At 61.3% G+C, this 21,232-nt stretch carries 18 protein-coding genes; 13 read left to right on the top strand and 5 right to left on the bottom strand.

Going from position 1 to position 21,232, the window contains the following annotated elements; translation table 11 throughout:
• The first annotated feature begins 258 nt into the window (after positions 1–258).
• On the top strand, positions 259–837 hold the full coding sequence (locus AC04SG_RS13655; protein WP_488551461.1) for a response regulator transcription factor: 579 nt from the start codon (positions 259–261) through the stop codon (positions 835–837).
• 377 nt (positions 838–1,214) lie between these two features.
• Here AC04SG_RS13655 and AC04SG_RS13650 read toward each other — a convergent pair whose 3' ends face one another.
• The gene (locus tag AC04SG_RS13650) at positions 1,215–3,302 is read right to left on the bottom strand and encodes a DUF5801 repeats-in-toxin domain-containing protein (protein WP_488551460.1); all 2,088 of its coding nucleotides are present in this window, start codon (positions 3,300–3,302) and stop codon (positions 1,215–1,217) included.
• 747 nt (positions 3,303–4,049) lie between these two features.
• Between AC04SG_RS13650 and AC04SG_RS13645 the strand changes: the two genes are divergently transcribed.
• From AC04SG_RS13645 to AC04SG_RS13635, 3 genes are all read left to right on the top strand, one after another.
• A complete protein-coding gene (locus tag AC04SG_RS13645) occupies positions 4,050–4,208 on the top strand; it encodes a hypothetical protein (protein WP_488551459.1) in 159 nt (52 codons plus the stop codon).
• Between the two features lie 72 nt (positions 4,209–4,280).
• Positions 4,281–6,122 carry a type I secretion system permease/ATPase gene (locus AC04SG_RS13640; protein ID WP_488551458.1) on the top strand — a complete coding sequence of 614 codons (1,842 nt, stop codon included), beginning with the start codon at positions 4,281–4,283 and terminating at the stop codon, positions 6,120–6,122.
• A gap of 13 nt (positions 6,123–6,135) precedes the next feature.
• On the top strand, positions 6,136–7,467 hold the full coding sequence (locus tag AC04SG_RS13635; RefSeq protein ID WP_488551457.1) for an HlyD family type I secretion periplasmic adaptor subunit: 1,332 nt from the start codon (positions 6,136–6,138) through the stop codon (positions 7,465–7,467).
• A 69-nt stretch (positions 7,468–7,536) separates the two neighbouring features.
• Here AC04SG_RS13635 and AC04SG_RS13630 read toward each other — a convergent pair whose 3' ends face one another.
• Entirely contained in the window at positions 7,537–8,184 is a 648-nt protein-coding gene (locus AC04SG_RS13630) for a ThuA domain-containing protein (RefSeq protein ID WP_488551456.1), read from the bottom strand.
• Between the two features lie 244 nt (positions 8,185–8,428).
• Here AC04SG_RS13630 and AC04SG_RS13625 point away from each other — a divergent pair, with 244 nt between their 5' ends.
• On the top strand, positions 8,429–9,085 hold the full coding sequence (locus tag AC04SG_RS13625; protein WP_488551455.1) for a YjbE family putative metal transport protein: 657 nt from the start codon (positions 8,429–8,431) through the stop codon (positions 9,083–9,085).
• A 13-nt stretch (positions 9,086–9,098) separates the two neighbouring features.
• Here the strand turns inward: AC04SG_RS13625 and AC04SG_RS13620 are convergent, their stop codons facing one another.
• Positions 9,099–10,484 (bottom strand): FAD-binding oxidoreductase, encoded by a 1,386-nt coding sequence (locus tag AC04SG_RS13620; protein WP_488551454.1) that lies wholly within the window; start codon positions 10,482–10,484, stop codon positions 9,099–9,101.
• A 226-nt stretch (positions 10,485–10,710) separates the two neighbouring features.
• Here AC04SG_RS13620 and AC04SG_RS13615 point away from each other — a divergent pair, with 226 nt between their 5' ends.
• Positions 10,711–11,730: a LacI family DNA-binding transcriptional regulator gene (locus AC04SG_RS13615; protein WP_488551453.1), complete on the top strand. Its 1,020-nt coding sequence runs from the start codon at positions 10,711–10,713 to the stop codon at positions 11,728–11,730.
• 87 nt (positions 11,731–11,817) lie between these two features.
• Here the strand turns inward: AC04SG_RS13615 and AC04SG_RS13610 are convergent, their stop codons facing one another.
• A complete protein-coding gene (locus AC04SG_RS13610; RefSeq protein WP_488551452.1) occupies positions 11,818–12,966 on the bottom strand; it encodes a Gfo/Idh/MocA family protein in 1,149 nt (382 codons plus the stop codon).
• A gap of 256 nt (positions 12,967–13,222) precedes the next feature.
• Positions 13,223–13,984 carry a DeoR/GlpR family DNA-binding transcription regulator gene (locus tag AC04SG_RS13605; RefSeq protein ID WP_112566013.1) on the bottom strand — a complete coding sequence of 254 codons (762 nt, stop codon included), beginning with the start codon at positions 13,982–13,984 and terminating at the stop codon, positions 13,223–13,225.
• Positions 13,985–14,146: 162 nt separating this feature from the next.
• On the opposite strand from AC04SG_RS13605, the gene AC04SG_RS13600 reads away from it, so the two are divergent.
• The 7 genes from AC04SG_RS13600 (at position 14,147) to AC04SG_RS13570 (ending at position 21,230) form a co-directional block, all read left to right on the top strand.
• Positions 14,147–14,947 carry a beta/alpha barrel domain-containing protein gene (locus tag AC04SG_RS13600; protein ID WP_115143758.1) on the top strand — a complete coding sequence of 267 codons (801 nt, stop codon included), beginning with the start codon at positions 14,147–14,149 and terminating at the stop codon, positions 14,945–14,947.
• A gap of 3 nt (positions 14,948–14,950) precedes the next feature.
• Positions 14,951–15,901, top strand: coding sequence for a PfkB family carbohydrate kinase (locus tag AC04SG_RS13595; protein WP_488551451.1), 951 nt, complete (start codon positions 14,951–14,953; stop codon positions 15,899–15,901).
• 90 nt (positions 15,902–15,991) lie between these two features.
• The gene (locus AC04SG_RS13590; protein WP_488551450.1) at positions 15,992–17,137 is read left to right on the top strand and encodes an ABC transporter ATP-binding protein; all 1,146 of its coding nucleotides are present in this window, start codon (positions 15,992–15,994) and stop codon (positions 17,135–17,137) included.
• Between the two features lie 119 nt (positions 17,138–17,256).
• Positions 17,257–18,504 carry an ABC transporter substrate-binding protein gene (locus tag AC04SG_RS13585; protein WP_488551449.1) on the top strand — a complete coding sequence of 416 codons (1,248 nt, stop codon included), beginning with the start codon at positions 17,257–17,259 and terminating at the stop codon, positions 18,502–18,504.
• Between the two features lie 140 nt (positions 18,505–18,644).
• Positions 18,645–19,541 carry a carbohydrate ABC transporter permease gene (locus AC04SG_RS13580; RefSeq protein ID WP_488551448.1) on the top strand — a complete coding sequence of 299 codons (897 nt, stop codon included), beginning with the start codon at positions 18,645–18,647 and terminating at the stop codon, positions 19,539–19,541.
• A 5-nt stretch (positions 19,542–19,546) separates the two neighbouring features.
• Positions 19,547–20,389 (top strand): carbohydrate ABC transporter permease, encoded by an 843-nt coding sequence (locus AC04SG_RS13575; RefSeq protein WP_112566025.1) that lies wholly within the window; start codon positions 19,547–19,549, stop codon positions 20,387–20,389.
• Between the two features lie 19 nt (positions 20,390–20,408).
• Positions 20,409–21,230: a sugar phosphate isomerase/epimerase family protein gene (locus AC04SG_RS13570; RefSeq protein WP_488551447.1), complete on the top strand. Its 822-nt coding sequence runs from the start codon at positions 20,409–20,411 to the stop codon at positions 21,228–21,230.
• Positions 21,231–21,232: the final 2 nt, after the last annotated feature.

Genomic DNA, 21,232 nt, shown 5'->3' with positions numbered 1-21,232 from the left:
GGCGTCGGATTTCAGAGGCACCTTGCGCAATCACAAGCGTCTCGGTGGTGCCTATCGAACGCGCAGAGAGCGCCCACGACTTTCTTTTATAGCTTTGGTTATATTAGTATATTAGCAATTTCTTGACAAATGCCCAAAGCTCTGGTTTTCTTGACATATTAAACAAAGTTCGTTGCGTTTTTTACGGACGGGGTACACATGTCCACCTTGGTAGTCGCGGACCCGCGGGGGGTGTATCTCGCCGGTCTGGAGTGGGTTTTGCGGAACGCGGGACACGATGTTGTCGCCCAGTGCCGCAGCCTTGCCGACGTTCTCCCTCATGTAGAGCGCCATCGGCCTGATATTGTCATCGTCGGCCTGGATATCGCGGACCCGCAGACGGCCGCACTTTCCTCCCGGCTGAAGGCCGACAACGGCGCTCTCGGCACCATCTTCATCGTGCAGCCTACCGGCAGGCTGGATATCAAGGAAATACAGGCACTCGACGTCGACGGCCTGCTTCTGGACGGCATCAGCCACCGCTATCTCATCGAATGCGTGAACGCGGTGGCAAGCGGCAAGAAATGGATCGACAACATGATCGTCCAGCAACTGCTGATGCCCCGATCGCAGCCGCAGCCGATGTCCAGGCTGACCGGGCGGGAGACCGAAATCGCCGATCTCGTCTCGCGCGGGTTGCGCAACAAGACCATCGCGCAGCGGCTGCACGTATCCGAAGGCACGGTGAAGATGCACCTGCATCACGTCTACGAGAAGCTGCACCTCGGCAGCCGGGCGGAACTCGCCTGGGTGGCGCATGGCAAAGGACTCGACCATCCAGGAACAGGCCTTCTCTGATAGCAGCACTTTAAATTGGCATCGACATTAGGCCGGCAATGGGCCGGAAAGCCACGTGATGGCATCGGCTGTGATACCCGCCGCAGCGCCTGCGCCGGCCTGATCTAATGATCCAAATTGTGTGAGGCCTGTTCCGGCAGCCCAGCCTTCGATAAGAACATGGTGATCGGCGCCTCCGTTCTCGACGATTGCGACCGCCTGCTCTCGGTCAAACCCGCCTGATAACCGGGCCCTGGGAGATTGGCTTAAGCGTTGCTGGCTCGCCGCTTTGCGCGTTGCCTAACTTTAGTCCAGGGCCTTGGTGTCTTGAACGACCGGTCCCCCTAGGGGGACCGGATCGCCCGGCGTTGAAGCTTTTGAAGGATACGAGGACGCCATTAAATAAGTAAGTCCTGGGTTGCAGTGATGTTCAGTGTTTGCGTAACAGCATCCCCGTCGAGGTCGGTGTTTGCCAGCGTGAATTCGAACGGCTGATCGGCAACCGGACCTTCGATGCTCGTCGAGAAGTCGAGAATGCGAACACCCGCGTTGGCACCTGCGACCTGGAACTGAACGTAGGCCGTGTCGAAGGCTTGACCACCATCGTCGTTGATGGTCACGAGCTGATTGCCCGAGCGCAAGCCAGTAACGTTGTCGATGTTGTGATCGATCAGAGTACCGTCATCGGCGTAAAGCCACGATTCTACCGTGATGGTGTTGATGTTTCCAATCCCGGCGACCGCGAAGGTTAGATTGTTGACATCAGAACCGTCCGCAGTAGAGAAGGTGAAGCCCTCGTTGTTATTGATCTGCGAAGCCTGACCGCTTTTCACCCCGAATCCAACTGCATCGGGGTTAAGGTCGTCAGCCGCTACAGTCGGGCCTCCCAGTGGAGCAGTGTTGAACGGCGCAAAGGCTGCCTCGGTCGCGTTCGCCGCGGGCGTATTGCTGAAGATCAGGCCGTCAAAGACGATGCTGCCGGTGTTGTCCACCGTGGGTACCGTCAAGGTCTCCTGGGGACCGCCCGACTTGACCGCATTGAAGTTGAGGTCAGACTGCTCACCCTGGGGTGTGAAGAGCACGTCGAAGGTGTAGCCCGAGTCCGTCACGTTCAGTTGGTAGAGGTCCTGATTGTTGGCCACGTCGTGGTACGTCAGCGTGGTTCCACCGTTGGTCAGGGTCTCCGTGATGTCAGTGCCACCGAGATCGGTGTAACCGGTGATGGTGACGTGTGAGCCGTCGGCTCCGGGAGTAAGGTCGAACGTCCCTATGTCCTGTTGACCGGCGGCCAACCCGACCTGGAACGGCGTGGCATCACCAGTGATGCCGTCGAACGTCGGCCCGGCGTCCTCGAACACGAGGTGCGTCCCGAGGTCCTCGTGGTTGACGACCGTCACCTCGGTCGATGATGGGAACGCAACTTCGAGGTTCTCAACGCGTACGCCGGAGGTGCTTTGCTTCGTGTCGTAGCTAAATCGAACGTAGATTTGATCGACACTTTCCGTGGGATCCGTCGGTTCGATGGTGTAATTCTCAAAGACGGCGCTGCCGGCAGGTAAGGTTACTGTGTCGGTCCCGTGCTCAATTACTGCCCCATCATCGACAGTCCACCACTCAATGTTAACGGTCTTCACGCCGCCTATGGCCTGGATGTCGAACCTGATGCCGCCGATCTCGTTCGCATCCGGAGTAGCCGAAGTCCAGGCCGCGTCTTGAACCAAAAAGCCCTCATTTTGATTCATCTGAGAGGCTTGGCCGCCCTTCACACCGAAGCCGATGGCGTCGGGGTTCAGATCATCATTGGTTCCGGAGTTGGTTGGGACTGTCGTTGGATTGGGCACAGACCCCGGGAAAATAAGTCCGTCAAACTTGGCGCTGTGGTTGTCGGTGGGATCGGCTGTCGCAACCGTGAGTGTCTCCTGCGGGCTCCCTGACGGGATCGACGCGAAGTCGAGTGTCTGAAACGTCGTCACGATTTCAGTGGTCGTCACATCCAGTGTGATCTTGCCTTCGGCAAAAGACAGGATGTCCCCATCGTCAACTGCGAGAGGATCGTTGTGTTGCAGCGGTTCGTATTGAATGAGGTAGATCTGCGCCGACGACACGCCGCCAGTCAAATCAAGCGCGACCGCGAACGCCAGGGCGCCAGCGGGATCAGCGACACCGTTCACGGCCTCGCGCCCATAAATGATGCCGCCCTCGTTGTAGAGGAAGATTTCCACACCGTCGACGGTAAAGAGGCCGCTCGTCTCGCCGTCATCGGGAATCGACAGCGCCAGATCGGTCGCTCCGGTTGTGTCAAGGAGGGCGGTGTCGACGGCCACCTGCGGGAAGCCTGTCGCGGGGTCGGTAGCACTAATTTCCACGCCGACATCGTCGGCGAGATGGGCGAGCAGCGCCGCGTCGAGGTCGATATCATTGTCATCGGTGACGGTCTGTACGCCGATCTGCTCGTCGAGAACAAGATTTGCGGTAATAGTAGCCATAACCTACCTCCCAATTGTGATTGAGCTGTTCCAGGGTGAGTTGGAATTAGGTCAGGCCGCGCCGGAAATGGTGGATTTCGAGAACCGGAAACAGAGCATTCCTCAACGTACGCAAGTTCCGGAAGCGTAGAAAACCACGATTGCCCGTCCGCCATCACTTGAAATGCTAACAAACCCCAAACTGCCAAGGGAGCCATTTGGCGCAGCCTGAGGATGGCAAGTCAACTTTCCGTCCGATAGTATTATGACCTATATCGAACGATATATATCGTTTCGATAGAGTGGCTGTGACCAATATAACTGGGAATATTGACCCGACAGCGAAGCGCCGTAGTAAATGCTCGCGTCGGAGTAAATCATATATGTCCGGGCGGAACTGGCCTGGGTGGCGCGTGGCAAAGGCCCCGACCATCCAGGAACCGGCCTCCTCTGACACCAGCACTTTCAACTGGCATTGATAGGAGGCCGGCAACGGGCCGGAAAAACCGCGTGATGGCATCGGCCGTGATACCCGCCGCAACGCCCCGCGCCGGCCTGATATCGAAAGATATATATCGTTCGATCAGGTGCGGACATTGGCCTCAATACCATCGAACCGGGAATGGACGCGTCCTCTTCGGCGGCGACACAATGGAGGATCAAAGGCCGCAATTCAACGCGTCAGCGCGCGAGCGGAGGCACTCGGGTACGAGGCATCTGGGGAGGGGAAACCCTTTTCTTGATGCGTAAAAAAGGGGGAGAATCGTCATGGCACTCACCATAGCAGCTCAAAACGTCATCATCGACAAGAGCGCCGGTATGCAGATCGATAGTGATGATATTGACCCGTCCGATGCACCGTACAACTCCGACCTTACGCTGCAGCGAACTCCGAAATCTTCGGGACGGGTCACGTCCGTCATCTGACACTTGACCAACGGGCAGCCATGGCTGCCCCCACTGCAATCCCTTGCCCGAGATGTCATCAGAGAAATAGTGATGAAAACCAGGCAACAGCCCCCCGCCCTTCAGGTGGTGATGAAAGAGGCCAGACGCGCCATCCGGCCGCTTATCTGGTTCAGCGGCGGCATCAACGTGCTGATGCTCACCGGGGCGCTTTATATGCTCCAGGTCTACCACCGCGTGTTGTCCAGCCACAGCCTGGAGACGTTGGTGATGCTGTCGCTGATGGCGGCCGGCGCACTCGCGACGATGGCTGGGCTGGAGGTGGTGCGCGGACGTCTTCTGGCCAAGGTCGGATCATGGATGAACGCGCGGTTGGGGCCAGTTCTCCTGACAGCATCGGTAGAATATGCCGCCTCGGCGCCTGGCCAGGCCAACGCCCGGCCGCTGCGCGACCTGGATCAAGTACGGAATTTCTTCACCAGCCCCAGCATCTTCCCGATCCTCGATGCGCCATGGGCACCGCTGTTTTTCGTCGCCATATTCTTCATGCATCCCTGGCTGGGCTGGTTGGCGCTGTGCGGCGGAATCGTCCTGTTTGCGTTGGCGTTGCTCAACGAATACATCACACGCAAACCGTTGACCGAGTCCGCAAGCGCACAGTCGCGGGCCTATGTGCAGGCCGAGGCGGCGATCCGCAACGCCGAGGTCGTCCAGGCGATGGGCATGTTGAAGCCGCTGCTGGAGGGCTGGAAGGCCCAGCAGGACGATGCAAACAAAGGACAGGTTCTTGCTGCCAACCGTGGCGGCGTCATCGCGGCCATCGCGCGTTGTCATCGGATGGCCCTGCAAATGGCCATATTGGGTCTTGGCGCTTACCTGGTGCTTCGGAACGAGGCTTCACCCGCTATTATGATCGCCGCCTCGATCCTGATGGGTCGCGCATTGTCCCCGGTCGAGCAAGCGATCGGCACATGGAAGGGGACGGTGGGAGCGCGTGCCGCTTACCGGCGTCTCACCGCACTCGCCGGACAGCATTTGGAGGCCACACCGGTTCTGCCACTGCCACGGCCGAAAGGCAGGTTCGAGGCCGAGAACCTGGTGCTTGCCCGACAGGGCGCCGAGCCTATCCTGAAAGGGATCAGCTTCCGGCTCAATCCGGGTGAAGCAATGGCGTTGATCGGCCCGAGCGGGGCCGGCAAGACGAGCCTGGCGCGAATACTGGCAGGTGCCTGGCGTCCGACCGGGGGGCGTGCGCTGCTGGACGGCATGGACGTTGCCCAATGGGCGGCGGAGGACCGGGGTCACCATGTCGGTTACTTGCCGCAGGACATCGAGCTCTTCGCCGGCACCGTCTCCGAAAACATCTGCCGCTTCGCGACACTCAACCCGGCGGTCTTCAACAACGTGATCAAGGCCGCGCAGTTGGCGGGCGTTCACGACCTGATCAAAGGGCTGCCGAAGGGTTACGCCACCGAGATCGGCGACTCCGGCGCGGTGCTGTCAGGCGGGCAGCGCCAACGCATCGGATTGGCGCGGGCACTCTACGGCGACCCGCCGCTCATTATCCTGGACGAGCCCAATTCCAACCTCGACCGCGACGGTGAGGACGCATTGATCGCGGCCCTGGGCACTGTCAAGTCTGCGGGCGCGACCGTTATCCTGATCGCGCACCGACCGAACATCATGGAGAAGGTCGACAAGATATTGGTTCTCAACCGGGGCCAACAAGACCTCTACGGTTCGCGCGACTATGTCTTCAATGAACTCACCGCGCGTATTCGCCAGGTAAATCAAATACCAGCGAGTCCGACGCCAGAGATCTCCACCGCCGTGATCGGCGTCAGCAATGATCCACGTCCCTCTTCAAAGCGTACGTCGCGTACGCCGCGTACGCCGCGTGCGTTGCGCACGACTGTAGTGGCGAACCAAGCATGAAACGAGAACCGATATGAACGTCGTGCCATTACCCCTCCCGCCACCCTCCCGACTGGAACCGGTACCGCTGCGTCTTGCGGGCGTGACGTGCACCGGGTTCGCGATCATGTTCCTGTTCTTCGGCGTGGCCGGGGGTTGGGCGGCGCTGGCGCCGTTGGACAGCGCCGCGGTGGCGCCCGGCGTTGTCAAGGTCGCCGGTGATCGCAAGCTCATCCAGCACCTCGAGGGCGGCATTATTGCGGAATTGAACGCCGCCAACGGTGATATCGTAAAGGCCGGCAAGGTTCTGGTCCGGCTCGACACCACGCAGGCAAGGGCGCAGCTTGACCTGATCCAGAACCGGATAGCAACGCGAGAGGCGCTGGCCGCGCGTCTGAGGGCCGAGCGTGACGACAAGGCCGAGATCGCGTTTGATCCGGCGTTGCTCGCAAACCCCGCCACGGCCGCAAAGGACGCGGTGGCCGCGCAGCGTGACGTGTTCGCAGCGAAGCACCATAATTTGAAGGACGAGCGGGAAATTCTCAGCCAGCGCCGTCACCAGACCGAGGAAGAGATAACGGGACTGGAGCAGCTTATCGTCACCAAGGACAAGCAGATCGAGGCGATCGAGGGTGAAACCAAAGACCTCGAGAGCCTGCTCGAGAAGGGGCTGACCACCCGCGAGCGGAACCTGTTGCTCAGGCGACAACAGCAGGAACTCGAGGGCGAGCGCGCGACCAACATCGCCGCAATCGCTCGTGCCAGAAGCGCCATGGCCGAGATCGACATGCAAATCTTGAATCTCGGGACTGTACGGCTGAATGAGGCCGTCGATGAGTTGACCAAGGTCGAGGCGGAGTTGTTTGACCTCGGACAGCAGGAGCGTGCGGCCAGGGACGTGCTTACCCGTACCGAAGTCGTCGCACCGGTTGACGGCATCGTCATGGATCTGAAGGTCCACACGGCGGGCGGTGTCGTGAAACCCGGCGAGACATTGATGACAATCGTGCCGCTCGGACAACAACTCGTGGTCGAGGCCATGGTCAAACCGGAGGATGTCGAGACGATCGCCGCCGGACAGCCCGCGCGCGTCAGCTTCCCGGCCTTCGCACGCTACAATCTGCCGCCACTCGACGGCGTGGTGGAGACCGTGTCGGCAGACCGCATGGTGGAGGAGCGCAGCGGGGCACCGTACTTCGCCGCGACCGTGTTGATCGACAAGGGCGAGCTCGCCAAGCTGGAGGGCCGTAAGCTGCTGCCCGGCATGTCGAGCGAGGCGATGATCCGGACAGGTGCTCGCACCGTGCTTTCTTACCTCGCCGAGCCGATCACGCAGAACTTCCGTCGGGCAATGCGGGAAAAATAGCCGCGGGCCGTCCAAGACTTTTTTCTGACCGGACAAAGACCGCCGCCCGACTTGACGACAGGCCCGGGATCAGGCCGCCCGGCTGGCCCACAGCACGCCGCGCTCGAAGATGGTGCGCATTTGCGGCACGGAAAACTCATCCGCCGTGTGGCCAAGCGCGCTGAAGAAGACGCGGCCCTTGCCGTAGCGGCGCTTCCAGACCACGGGCATGACGACGCCGTCTACGAAGTCGAGATGCTCGCCGCCAAACGTCGTCGTCGCCAGCACCTCGTTGCTCGGGTCGACATGCATGTAGTACTGCTCGGAACGGTAGGCGAAACCGTCGATACCTCTGACGATCGGATCATCGCTGGTGATGTCGACGCGATAGTCGATGATGTCGCCGGGATGGGCGACCCATTGGCCGCCGGTCATGAAGTGATAGTCCGGCTCGTTGCGGAAGCTGTCGCCCATGGTGCCGTGAAAGCCGGCAAGGCCGGTTCCACCTCTGACGGCGGCTACAAGGTTTTGCAGCTCCGGTTTCTCGATCGTCGACATGGTGACCACAGGGACGATCACATCGATTGCCGAAAGCTGCGGATCGGCGAGAGCCGAGGTGCCCTGTTCGATCCGCACGTCGAAGCCGTGGCCGGCCAGCATCTCGCTGACGACAGCGGCACTGCGGGCCGGGGTATGACCTTCCCAGCCGCCCCAGAAAATCAATGCCGTCTTGCCCATGCTCGTTTCTCCTTTGGTCGACGACATTGATAGGCAAGCAGACCGCTTTTGTCTTCCCTTTCCATGGAGCCATTTCTGTCGGCAAGCATCGATCCGGCAGTGAATTCGGTGGATGAGGAACGATTGGCCGCGCCTGGCGTCTTGTTTCGATGCCGGGCCGCACTCAAATCAGCTGTCTTCGCGTTTGCGCAGACATCGGTCCGATCGGCCGCAGCCGGCCGGAGCCTTCCGGGGAGACCGCTTTATGAGTTTCGACCAGATGACTGTCGCCGCCTATCTGGAAGTCATCACCATCAACCTCGTGCTCTCGGGCGACAATGTCGTGGTGATCGGCATGGCGGCCGCAGGCCTGGCCAAAGCATTGCGCCAGAAGGCGATCGTCGCCGGCATAGCCGCGGCCGCGGTGATCCGCGTCGTCTTTGCCGTGATCGCGGTGCAACTGCTGGAAATTCCCGGGATCATGCTGATCGGCGGCATGCTTTTGTTCTGGGTGTGCTGGAACATGTTCCAGGAATTGCGTTCCGCCGGCGGCGATGAAGACAGCGATGCCGACGCCGACCCTGCCGCGACAGCGCTTGCGGCGGTGCGGCCGGCCAAGGCGCTGCGCACGGCGATCCTGCAGATCGTGGTCGCCGATGTCTCGATGTCGCTGGACAATGTGCTGGCCGTGGCGGGCGCGGCCGCCCATGACATGAATGCGCTGGTGTTCGGTCTCATCCTGTCGGTGGTTCTGATGGCTGTCGCCTCGACGCTGGTGGCGGCGCGGCTTGCCAGATACCGCTGGATCGGCTGGCTCGGCCTGGCGATCATCGTCTATGTCGCCGGCAACATGACGCTGGACGGCATCGAGCAGCTGAGAACCGTCGACTTCCACGCGCTGCTTTCGTCAGCTGCGAGCTAGTCCTGCGTAGCATTCAAGCGATGTCGAAAATCCGCCCGGGGTTGAGAATGTTGTGCGGATCGAACGCCGCCTTGAGGCGGCGCATGGCTGATATTTCGGCATCGCTGCGCACCAGGCTCAGCCATTTCTTCTTGTCGAGGCCGATGCCGTGTTCGGCCGAGACGGAGCCGCCGCATGCGGCCACGCCGCGATAGATGATCTCATAGGCGGCGGCCGGTTCCCTGGTGTCGACCTGATAGTGCAGATTGCCGTCGCCGAGATGGCCGAAGACGTAGATCTCGGCGCTGACGTCCCTGGCGCGGATCGCCGCTTCGGCATCGCGCAGGAAAGCCGCCATCGTCGACAGCGGAATGGAGATGTCGACGCCGATCAGGCCCTCGATCGCAAACAGGAAGCGGTTGGCCTCCTCGCGTACGTCCCAAAGCGCGCGGAATTCGCGCGGCGACTGCGAGACGACCACATCGTCGACGATGCCGTCTTCGACGGCCTGCATCAGCACCGAAGCAAAGTGTTCGCCGTCCAGCTCGGCCTGGTTGCCCTGGATCTCGGCCAGAACATAGACGGGCGCGCCGGCAGGCAGCGGCGCCGGCGCGGCCATGCCGGCAATCATGGCGCCGTAGAGCGGCGAGAAATTCACCTCGTAGGCCGAAAGCAACGGACCGAGCCGCTGCTTCAGCAGCCCGAGCAGCGCGATAGCCGCCTCCAGCGAGGCAAGTGCGCAGAAGGCGGCGACCTCCGTGGCGGGCTTCGGATGCAGCCTCAGGCAGGCGCGGGTGACCACGCCCAGCGTGCCTTCGCTGCCAATGAACAGCTGGTTGAGATCGTAGCCCGAATTGTCCTTGGCCAGGCCGCGCAGCGAGGTCAGGATCGAGCCGTCGGCAAGCACCGCCTCCAGCCCCAGCACCTGGGCGCGGTACATGCCGTAGCGCAGCACGCGGATGCCGCCGGCATTGGTGGCGATGTTGCCGCCGACCGTCGCGGTGCCGCGCGCACCGATATCGACGCCGAACATCAGGCCGGCCGCATCGGCGGCTTCCTGCACCATTTGCAGCGGCACGCCGGCTTCCGCGATGATGGTTGCCGCCTGGCGGTCGGGCGCTTCGACCACGGTCATGCGCTCCAGCGACAGAACCGCTTCGCCCGGCTGCACGCGCGCGGCGCCGGCCAGCCCGGTGCGGCCGCCATGGACGACCAGCTTCTGGCCAAGGCCGCTGCAAACTCGCAGGATCTCGGCGACTTCGCCGGCGCTGCGCGGACGCAAGACCAGTTCGGGCCGGCTTCCGTCCTTGCCGGAGAGATCGTCTCCATAGCGCGGATCGACCGCATTGCCAGTGACAACAGCGGCGGCGTCGAGCCGCTGATAAAGCTGGGAAAGAAGCTGATCGATCTGTTGCGTCATGGTTCCTGGATATTTCGCTTGCTCGCTGCGGTCGAGACTTTGATGCGGGACAATTTTCGCGTCAATTGACTACATTTACGCACGGCATAATTTGTCATTGCGCGTTGAAACGACTGAAGTTTCCTGTAAATTTCGTCTGAGGTTGCGTGGCGGCGCGCCGGCTACAAGACCGTGGGCAGTGCCAAGGGATGACCAAGGTTCTGGCGCCGGCCAGACGAGGGATCGAATGACAAAGCACAGGACGATGGAGGATTTCGCCCGCTCTTGCGGCGTCTCCAGGCCGACACTGTCGAAATATTTCGACGATCCGACCAGCGTCAAACCGGCAACGCGCAAGCGCATCGAGGAGGCGCTACGCTCATCCGACTACCAGCCCAATCTGTTTGCCCGCAACCTCAATCGCAAGCGTACCCGCAGCATCGGCATCGTCGTGCCGACGGTGGCCGATCCCTTCTATTCCGAAATGGTGAGCCGCATCGAACTCAGGCTGCGCGACGAGGGCTACTGGCCCATTGTCATTTCCTCACACGGTTCGCGCGAGCTCGAAGTCGAGGCGACGCGCACCATCCTGTCGCTGAAAGTCTCAGGCGCGCTGATCGCGCCGCTCGGCTTGCGCTCGGACCGCCACGCGCTGGAGAAGCTGACGCAGACAATGCCGATCGTCTATTTCGACACCTATCTCGAAGGCGGCGCACCCTTCGTCGGCAACAACAACGCCCAGAGTGTTTCGACCATCGTCGACTATCTCTGCCGCTCCGGCGACGCGCCGGTCTATTTCGATATCCCGCACGTCAACCACAATTCGCCGGAGCGGCTGAACAGCTATATCGGCGCCATGCAGCGGCTGGGCCAGGAGCCGGTCGTCATCGGCAACACAAGCGACTACACATGGGATTTCGAGCGTATCGGCTACGAGCAGATGGAACAGATGCTCGGGGCTGGCGGCCTGCCGGGCAAGACCATACTGTGCGCCAACGACCGCCTGGCCTTCGGCGTGATGGCGGCAGCCTTCGCGCAAGGCAAGAAGGTCGGCCGCAAGGCAGACTGCGACCTGCGTGTCGCCGCCCATGACGACCATCCGCTGAGCCGCTACACCTGCCCCGCTCTGACTACCATCGCGCAGGATTTTGCCGCCATGGCGGGGCGCAGCGTCGAGACGCTGCTCGCCTTGCTCAACGAGGACACAGCGAGCGTCGCACCGAAGGTCAGCCTCGACGCCGCCCTGGTGATGCGGCAGTCGGCCTGAACACTTCCAAAGGCGGGGTCGAAGCTGCGCCATGCGGCGACCGCGATGATGGCGTCAGCGGCGATGTCGTCACGAACCAACCTGCCGTCAGGCAAGCAGGCTTGCCGCTTCCTCCTCGCCAAGCAGCGGCGGCTGGTCGACCGTGCCGTTGACGCCAACCGAGCCGCGGCTTTCGCCCGAAGCCAGGATCGCTTCCATGATCTCCAGTACATGCAGCGCCAGTTCGCCCGAGGCGCGCGGCTTCCTGCCCGTGGTCAGCGCGGTCGACAGATCGGCGACGCCGAGCATGCGGTAGTTGGCGCGGTCGGGCGCGGCATAGGGCCAGTTGCGGGCGCCGTAGAGCTCGCTCTCGCTGGCGAAATCGGCCCAGTCGGCGCCGCGCGCCGACAGCGAGACCGTCCCGCCGAACGTATCGGGGTCGGGCAGCCTGAGCGAGCCTTCGGTGCCGTGCAGTTCGATCGGATGGTTGGAATGTCTGAACACGTCCCATGAGGCGCCGAAGGTGACGGTGGCGCCGGAACGGAATTCGAGCAGCGACAATATGTTTGTCGGCGTGCCGACCTTGAACGTCGTGTTCTTGAACGGGCCGTCGGCCGTGATCAGCCTCTCCTCCTGGCCGCGCGTCGCCATCGCCATGACGCGCTCGACCGGACCGAGCAGATTGACCAGCATGGTCAGGTAATAGGGACCCATGTCGAACACCGGACCGCCGCCGGGCTGATAATAGAATTGCGGATTGGGATGCCAGTGCTCCATGCCGCGTCCCATCATGAAGGCGGTGCCGGTCACCGGCTTGCCGATGGCGCCCTCGTCCATCAGGCGGCGGGCGCGGCGTCCGGCGGCGCCAAGGAAAGTATCGGGAGCCGAGCCGATCAGCAGGCCCCGCTTTGCCGCTTCGTCGACAAGCCGGCGGCCGTCGGCGGCGGTAGTAGCCAGCGGCTTTTCGGTGAAGACATGCTTGCCCGCCGAAAGCGCTGACAACGAAATGTCGAAATGCGCCGCCGGAATGGTCAGGTTCAGTACGAGGTCGACATCAGGGTCGGCGAGCAGCGTGTCGACGCCGAGCGCGCGGATGCCATATTCCCTGGCGCGGAGCTCAGCCATATCAGCCGAAATGTCGGCGCAGGCACGCAGCTCGACGCCGCCGAAGAGCGCTGCATTGCGCAGATAGGTCATCGAAATGTTGCCGCAGCCGATGACACCGATGCCGAGCTTTGTCTTTGATTTTCCGTGCATTTCCAGCTTTTCCTCCGAAGCCAATGGCATGCTTGAGGGACCGTCGTAGTGCAGCGGTCCACCTTCACAATCCGCTATACAGGATTTTAAATGTTGACGCGCGTAAAATTTTTATAGAGCATGTGATAATTCTGGCGCAGCGTTGGGAGGCCGCCAGCCTGAGGAGGAGAACATGACTGTCATGAAAAACGGCCGACCGCCGATACGAAGCCCGTGGGTCATGCGCGCATTGTCGCGGTCAGAGACCGGGACGGGTTCAGGCATAGATCACCTTGGCCGCGATCTTATCAAGCTGGCTGCGTATTGGACCGGGCAGGCCATCGTCGGTGATCACCACATCGACGGCCGACAGCGAAAATGCCTTGGAGGTCCCGCTGACGCCCCATTTGCTCGAATCGGCGAGGAGGACAACGCGCCGGGCCATGCGAACGAGGTTTCGCTTCGTTCGCGCCATGTCCTCGTTCACGTCGACCACATCCAGTGACGAGTCTATCGCATGCGCTCCGACAAAGACCTGATGCGCTACCAAGCCGCCGAGAGCCGTATCGGCATCGGTGATCAGCGTGCTCACCGTGTCGGGATAGACCCGGCCGCCGATCATATGAACGTCGAGCCCGGGACGATGCATAAGATGCTGCACGATATTCATGGCCGTGGCCGCGACCACGACATTGCTGAGCGGCGGTAACTGCATGGCAAGCTGCATCAATGTCGAGCCGCCGTCGAAGATGACCGATTGGTTGTCCTCGAACAGGTCTACCGCCGCCCGGGCGATGCGCTTCTTTGCATCGAGGTTCGTTTGCATACGCCGGGCGAACGCGGCCGTGGTCGAATCGGTGGTCCGGGTCACCGCCCCTCCACGGGTCTTGGTCAGCAATCCCTTGCGGTCCAGTATCTCGAGGTCGGAACGCACCGTGACTTCCGACACGCCAAACCCGTCCGACAGGTCCTTCGTGCGCACCTGTCCGCTGCGCTGCACCTCACCCAGGATGGATTGGCGTCTCTGCTCCGACAACATTGCCCTGCCCCTGCCTCCCTGCGCCAAGCCACCGCTCTGGCCTCGGCTCACTCTACCAAAAATACGCAAATTCGAAAGCTTTCGAAAGATTGTTTTTCTTTTTTCTTTCGGAAACACTGAGTTCGGGATTTTGAAATCAACCGATCAGGGAATTTTGCACTCATGAGCCTAGGAACCAAGGTGCGTCTTGCGCGCCTCTTCTCGCATCCATCGGGGAACCTTTTTGGCGGTGCGGTCGACCACTTCGTCGGCTATGGCGACGTGCGCAAAGGCGGCCTTGCCGACCTGCCGGGTGCGCTCGCACGCGTCATGGCGGGCAAACCCGACTACGTCAGCATCCAGCCTGGCACCGCGCGCCATCTGTGGCCGCAATATGCGGGCAAAGCTTCCCTGGTGATTCAGGCGGGCTGCTTCACTCCGGACGATCGCATCAGCGAGTTGATCGCAACGCCCGAGGACGCGGTGCGCGCTGGCGCCGATGCGTTGGCCGTGGCCATTCCGGTGCGCGGCGCGACCGAGGGCAAATACATACGCTGGCTGACCGATTCAGTGAATGCGGCGGCCCGTTACGGCATGCCTGTGGTGGCGCATATCTACCCTCGCGATTTCACCGACGGAGCAAAAATCGTCTTCACCCCCGACGAGATCGCCTATGCGGCGCGCATCGGCTACGAGTCCGGCGTCGACGTGATCAAGATCGGCTACACGGGCGATTTCGAGTCGTTCCAAGAGACCGTCCGGACTTGCCCGGTGCCGGTTGTGATCGCGGGTGGTCCAAAGACCGATACGCTGCTCGGCGCGCTTCAGCAGACGGCGGACGCCATCCGTGCCGGCGCACGCGGTGCCGTGGTCGGTCGTAATCTCTGGGGGCATGGCGATCCGGAGAAGGCAGCGCTTGCCTTTCGCGGCGTCATCCATGACGGCCTTTCGGCGCAAGACGCCCTGGCGAAGGCGGGGGCCTGAACGATGCCCACCGTCCCCTCGATCCTCGGCTTCGGCGCTATTGCGATCGACGACATCGTCTACGTCGATCAGCCGTTGTCGGCAGGCAAGGGGAAGGTTCTGCAAAGTGCCAGCGCTTTCGGGGGAAATGTTGCGACGGCGCTGGCCGCCGTCGCGCGGCTCGGCGGAACCGCCGGGTTCGTCGGATGGCTGGGCAGTGCCGAGGACGACGCCGTGCTGCGCGATCTCGTTGCGAGCGGTGTTGAAACCGCATTCGCGCCGCGCCATCCCGATGCACGCCCGGTGCGCTCGCGGATCACCGTCGGCTCGGACGGGGAACGGTTCATCGCGTATGACGACGATGCGATGCTGGGCACCGCTTCGGACTTTCCGGACGAGGTTCTCAGCCGCGCGACAGTCCTGATCGTCGATAGCTATGCGATCCGGTCGCTGGATGTCGTCGCTCGGGCTCGCGATCTCGGCCTTGCGATCCTCGGCGATATCGAGTGGAGCAGCGGCGCAGCCACGAAGAGGCTGATCGCGCTCTGCGACCATCTCATTCTTCCTCTCGGCTTTGCGCGGACTGCCACAGGGTGCCGATCGCCCGCCGAGATACTCGATGCATTGTGGTTGCCGTCGCAGTCCGCCGTGGTTCTGACTGATGGCGGCAGGGGCGTGTACTATCGCGGACGCGACGAGACAGGGCTTTGGCACCTGCCCCCGCACCGTGTTGCGGTCGTCGACTCGACCGGCGCCGGTGACTGCTTTCATGGCGCCTATGCCCTTGCATTGACGCGCGGAGCCGATACCGCAGGCCGGGTGGCATTCGCGGCCGCGGCGGCGGCCCTTTCGATAACGGGGCGTGGCGGGCGCGAGGCGCTTCCCACCGCCGACCAGGTCACGGAACTCCTGGCGTCGACGAACGCGCCGTCGGCAGTCGAACTGAAATGTGCGCAACTCGATACCGGAACATAGCCCGAACGATCCAAGGATATATTTCGCAGGTGAACATAAGCCGAGGACAATCATTAAAAATCAGTGGCTTAGACTTGTGGAGGGAGGAATATGGCAGAAGTCGTTCTTGAGAATATCTGCAAGACATACGGGAACAATTTTCACGCAATCGACCAATTGAACCTGTCGGTCGAGGATGGCGAGTTCTTGATTCTCGTTGGACCGTCCGGCTGCGGCAAATCCACGGCGTTGCGAATGATCGCGGGACTGGAGGACATCACCAGCGGCAGCCTTCGGATCGGCGGAGTCGACGTCGTCGACATGCCACCCAAGGACCGCGACATCGCGATGGTCTTCCAGAGCTACGCGCTCTACCCGCATATGACGGTGTCCGAAAACATCGCCTTTTCGATGCGGCTGGCAGGCAAGCCGAAGGCCGAGCGCAAGAAGCGCGTGGACGAGATCGCCAAAACCCTTCAGCTGACGTCTTTGCTGGACAGCAAACCCGCGAACCTTTCAGGCGGACAGCGTCAACGGGTTGCCATGGGCCGCGCCATGGTGCGCGAGCCGGCCGCCTTTCTCATGGACGAACCCCTTTCCAATCTGGATGCGAAACTGCGTGTGCAAATGCGCGCCGAAATCACCAGCCTGCAAAAGCAGCTCGGCGTAACGACCATTTACGTGACCCACGACCAAATCGAAGCGATGACGATGGGGGACAGGGTCGCGGTGTTGAAAGGCGGCGTGCTGCAGCAGGTCGACACACCCAAGAGGCTCTATGAATCGCCGGTGAACGCCTTCGTTGCCGGCTTCATCGGTTCTCCTTCGATGAACCTTTTCGAGGCGACGCTTACGGGCGACGAACTGATGTCAGGCACCTTCGCCATTCGGCTGCAGGAAGCAGCCTTCGTGCGCAGGCCGGGTTTGAAGTCGTATGCGGGGCGCAAGGTCGTGTTCGGGATACGACCGGAGGATCTCTATGACAGCAGCCTCGAATCTGGCCGCAAGTATCAGACGATACCCGCAAAGGTGACCTCGATCGAAGAACTCGGGTCGGAACATATCGTCCATCTGAACATCGACGGGGTCCGGGTGGACTCCGGCGACCCCGACGCGGTGCAGGATTTCGGCCTGACGTCGAATGCGGTGGCGAGATTCGAACCGGACAGCGCAGTCCGCTCCGGTTCGGCAATCCGGTTGGCCCTGGATGATACCAAGCTCCATTTCTTCGATCCCGAGACGCACCTGGCGATCTGAGATCTGTGGCAGAGCCCGCAGGCGAGGGTGAGGCGCCTGCGAAGTACTCGTAAGAAGACTTCTGAATGAAGCAGGCGATCGGTTGCATTGTGCGGTCGATCTTGAAGAAGGAGGAGAAAATGATGTTTCGGATACAACCCGCGATGCTGAAAATAGCCGCGGCCGCATGGTTGCTTGGCGCAACCAGCGCCATGGCGGACACGACGCTGGAATTCACCCAATGGTGGGAGCCCGAATTGCCGGCCGGATCGCTCAGGGCAATCATGAATGACTTCGAGGCTGCAAACCCCGGAATCAAAGTGACGCTGGTCAGCGGCCCCTATGCGACCACGCGAGACCAGATCTCGGTTGGTGCCGCAACTGGAACGCTTAGCGACGTCGTCGGTCTCGACGGCGCCTGGGTGAACAATCTGAACGCGCAGGGTGCGCTGGCCGATATGAACCCGATGATGGATGCGAGCGGGTTCGACAAGACCCAGGTCGCGGATATCATCAAGGTGGACGGCAAAGCAGTGATGTTTCCCGTGGCTTCGTTCGTCTATCCGGTCTTCGTGAATTTGGACCTCGCCGCCCAGGCAGGCGTGACCAAGCTGCCGTCAACCCGCGCGGAATTTCTCGAAGCCGCCAAGAAGATGACCCATGCCGACAAGAACCAGTATGGCTGGGTGCTGCCCTTGTCGCTGCAAACGCCGTCCGGTGTCCAGAACGACATGATGTCGTGGGTCTGGGCCTCGGGTCAATCGATGATGGCTGACGGCAAGCCGGCGCTCGAGGGCAAGCCGGTCGTCGATATGCTCACCTTCGTCAAATCGCTGAACGACGCCGGCGTCGTCTCGCCCGGCATTGCCACCAAGACCGAGCAGGAAAAGGTCGAGGAATTCGTCAACGATCGGGTCGGAATGATGATCGACTCGCTTGCGCATGTGAACCTCATCCGCGAACGCAATCCCAAGCTGAACTTCGATCTCATCCCGGTCCCGGTCGTGGAAAACTATACCGGCAAGCGCGGCCTTCCCTATGCCTCCTGGGGCATCGGCATCTCTGCCGCCTCGAAACATCAGGATGAAGCCTGGAAGCTCGTCCAATATCTGATGAGTGAAAAGGTGAACGCCAAGCTCGTGTCGCTTGCAAACGCCTTCCCGGGCAACGTCAACGCCAAACCCGACTTCGTGACGTCCGACAAGGCTTTCGGCAAGGCTTTCGAAATCTTCAAGACCGGTTATCTCGCCAACGAATTCACGGGTCTGCCGGTGGCTGAAGACCTGATGACCCAGTTCGACGTGCAAGCCCAGAAGATGCTCGCCGGCGAGCAGTCTCCCGAACAAGCCGCAGCCACTGCTCAAAAGGGCTGGATGGCGAAATTCTGAGCGGCTCATTGCCCGTTTGCTATCTTCCACCGGGTGGCCTGACTTCGGGCAGGCCACCCGTCAACAACGGGTCGGCAATTTGAGATGGACCTGTTTCCGAAGCGCACCTTCGTCTGGAAGGCATACACCAAGGGTGGCACATGACTCGGCAGAAGCGCTCCCACCATCGACTGAAACGAGCAGTCGCCCCCTATCTCTATCTGTCACCCTCGCTCCTCATAATCGGCCTTCTGATGCTGCTGCCGATGGTGACGGTGATTGGCTATTCGTTCCAGAACAGCGCGGTGCTGCGTCGCGACCCGTCCTTTGCCGGACTGAAACACTACCAGGCGATCTTTGCCGATCCGGTGTTCTGGGCCTCGCTGTGGCACACGCTCTACTTCACATGCATGAGTGTCGTCTTCCATATGACCATCGGCATGGTCTTCGCACTCATGCTGAACAGCGACCGCATCAATCCGACGCTGCGCAATGTCCTGCGCGTGCTCTACATAGTGCCCTGGCTGTTCACCGCGGTGATTATCGCCGTGATCTGGCGCCTCCTGCTTGAGCCGAACGGTGTCGTGAACAGCGTTCTCATGCAGATGGGCGTCATCGGTTCCAAGGTCGAGTGGTTTTCCTCGCCCGAGACCGCGCTGCACGCCGTCACCTTCGCCAATATCTGGGCGGGTTATCCGCTCTTCATGGTCAGCCTGCTGGCGGGCCTGCAAGGCATTCCCAAGGATTTCTACGAGGCCGCCGATATCGACGGGGCGAAGGCCTACCAGAAGCTGATCTTCATCACCATCCCGCAGCTGATGCCGATCATTATCAGCATCTCGCTGCTGGATTTCATCTGGACCATGCAGGTTTTCCCGTTGATCTGGATCACGACGGGCGGCGGTCCGATCTACTCGACCGAGGTGCTGAGCACCTACACCTACAAGCTGGCGTTTTCGAGCTACAACCTGTCGCAGGCGTCGGCGAGCGCCGTGGTCATCCTGCTGATCTCTCTCGGCCTGACGCTGTTCTACATCCGCTATCAAAAGGCTCGGTAGTCACCATGAGGAAAAGGCACACGCCGAAAGACAGGCTGATCACCGTCGCGCTCCATGTCGCGCTTGCCGCAGGGCTCTTTTTCGCGGCCTTCCCGATCTACTGGATGCTTAGCAGCTCGTTCAAGTCGAATACCGAAATCTTTGCCCTGCCGCCAACCGTCCTGCCAAAGGCCTTCACGCTGGAAGCGTATGCGGCCATCCTTGGTGACCCGGTAAAGCTGCGCTTCTTCTTCAACAGCTACTTCGTGGCCGGAGCGGTGACCGTGCTGACGGTTCTGATCGCCCTGCTGGCGGCCTATGGGTTCAGCCGTTTCAATTTCCGCGGCAAGGGCAGCCTCAACACGCTTATCATCAGCACGCAGACGATCCCGCCGATCACGCTTTTGATCCCCTTCTTCGGGCTTGTCGTCTCGTATGGCATCTTCGACACCTACGTCGCACTGATCCTGACCTACCTGGTGTTTACGCTGCCCTACGCGATCCTGCTGATGACGGGATATCTGAACACCTTGCCCCGCGATCTCGACGAAGCGGTGGCTGTCGACGGCGGCACCAGCTGGACCGCGCTCTGGCGGGTGATCGTCCCGATCTCGCTGCCTGGTATCGTGGCGACGTCGGTCTACACCTTCCTGTTGTGCTGGAACGAATTTCTCTTTGCGCTGACGCTGACGAAGTCAACGTCCATGCGCACCGTCCCGATCGGCATCCAGCTGTTGATGGGGCAACACGCCTTCGAATGGAACCAGATGATGGCGATGAGCGTGCTCGGTTCGCTGCCGCTCCTGGTCATCTACCTCGTTGCCCAGAGGTTCTTCCTCGCCGGCATGACCGCAGGCTCGGTCAAGTAGGATATCAAGGAATGAAAGGATGACCGTGAAAGACCTCAAAGTCGGCTGCCAGACCTTTACCTGGGAAATGCTCGGAGACCGTTTTGCCGGCGGCCCCGACGATCTGCTCAAGGCGATCGCTGATGGCGGCTATGCCGGCATCGAGATCACCGACACGATGATCGGCCGCTATGCCGGCAAGCCGGCGGAATTCGCGGCCGCGTTGAAGTCATACGGGCTGACGCTCGTTTCCTTCGCCTTCGGTTCGAGGAGCGGTTTTACGCTGCAAGATCAGATCGGCGCTGACCTCGATACCGCGCAGCGCTGGATCGATTTCGCCGCCGCTTTTCCGGGCGCGTTGGTGTCGATGGGCTCGGCCACCGTCGTCTCCGACGGAGCGCGCGATGACAAGTTCGCCATCGCCGCCGAGGTCTACAACAAAGCCGGCGAGCTCGGGCGCAAGGCCGGCGTCCAGGTCGCTGTACATCCGAGCTCGCACCACAATACGCTGCTGTTCGACCGCACCGACTATGACCGCATCTTCGGGCTGATCGGCGCCGCGCTGGTCGGCTGGGTGCCGGACACCGGTCACATCTTGCGCGGCGGTCAGGACATGGCCGATACGCTCACCACCTACCGCGATCGTATCCGCTACGTCCACCTGAAGGATGTCGACGCAAACGGCAGCTGGGCGATGCTCGGCAAGGGCGTCTGCGATACGGCGAAGGTGATCGAGATCGCCAGTGCTGCCCCCAACTTCAACGGCTGGCTGGTGCTGGAGGAAGAGTCCGAAACCGCCGCCGCCGATCCGGCCAAGGCGGTCAAGACCAACCGCCAGACCATGCGCGGCTATGGAGCCTGAAA

This window comes from Mesorhizobium sp. CNPSo 4684 (assembly GCF_057784315.1).
Note: the sequence above shows the minus strand (reverse complement) of the source record. Positions and strands in the feature narration are given on the sequence as shown.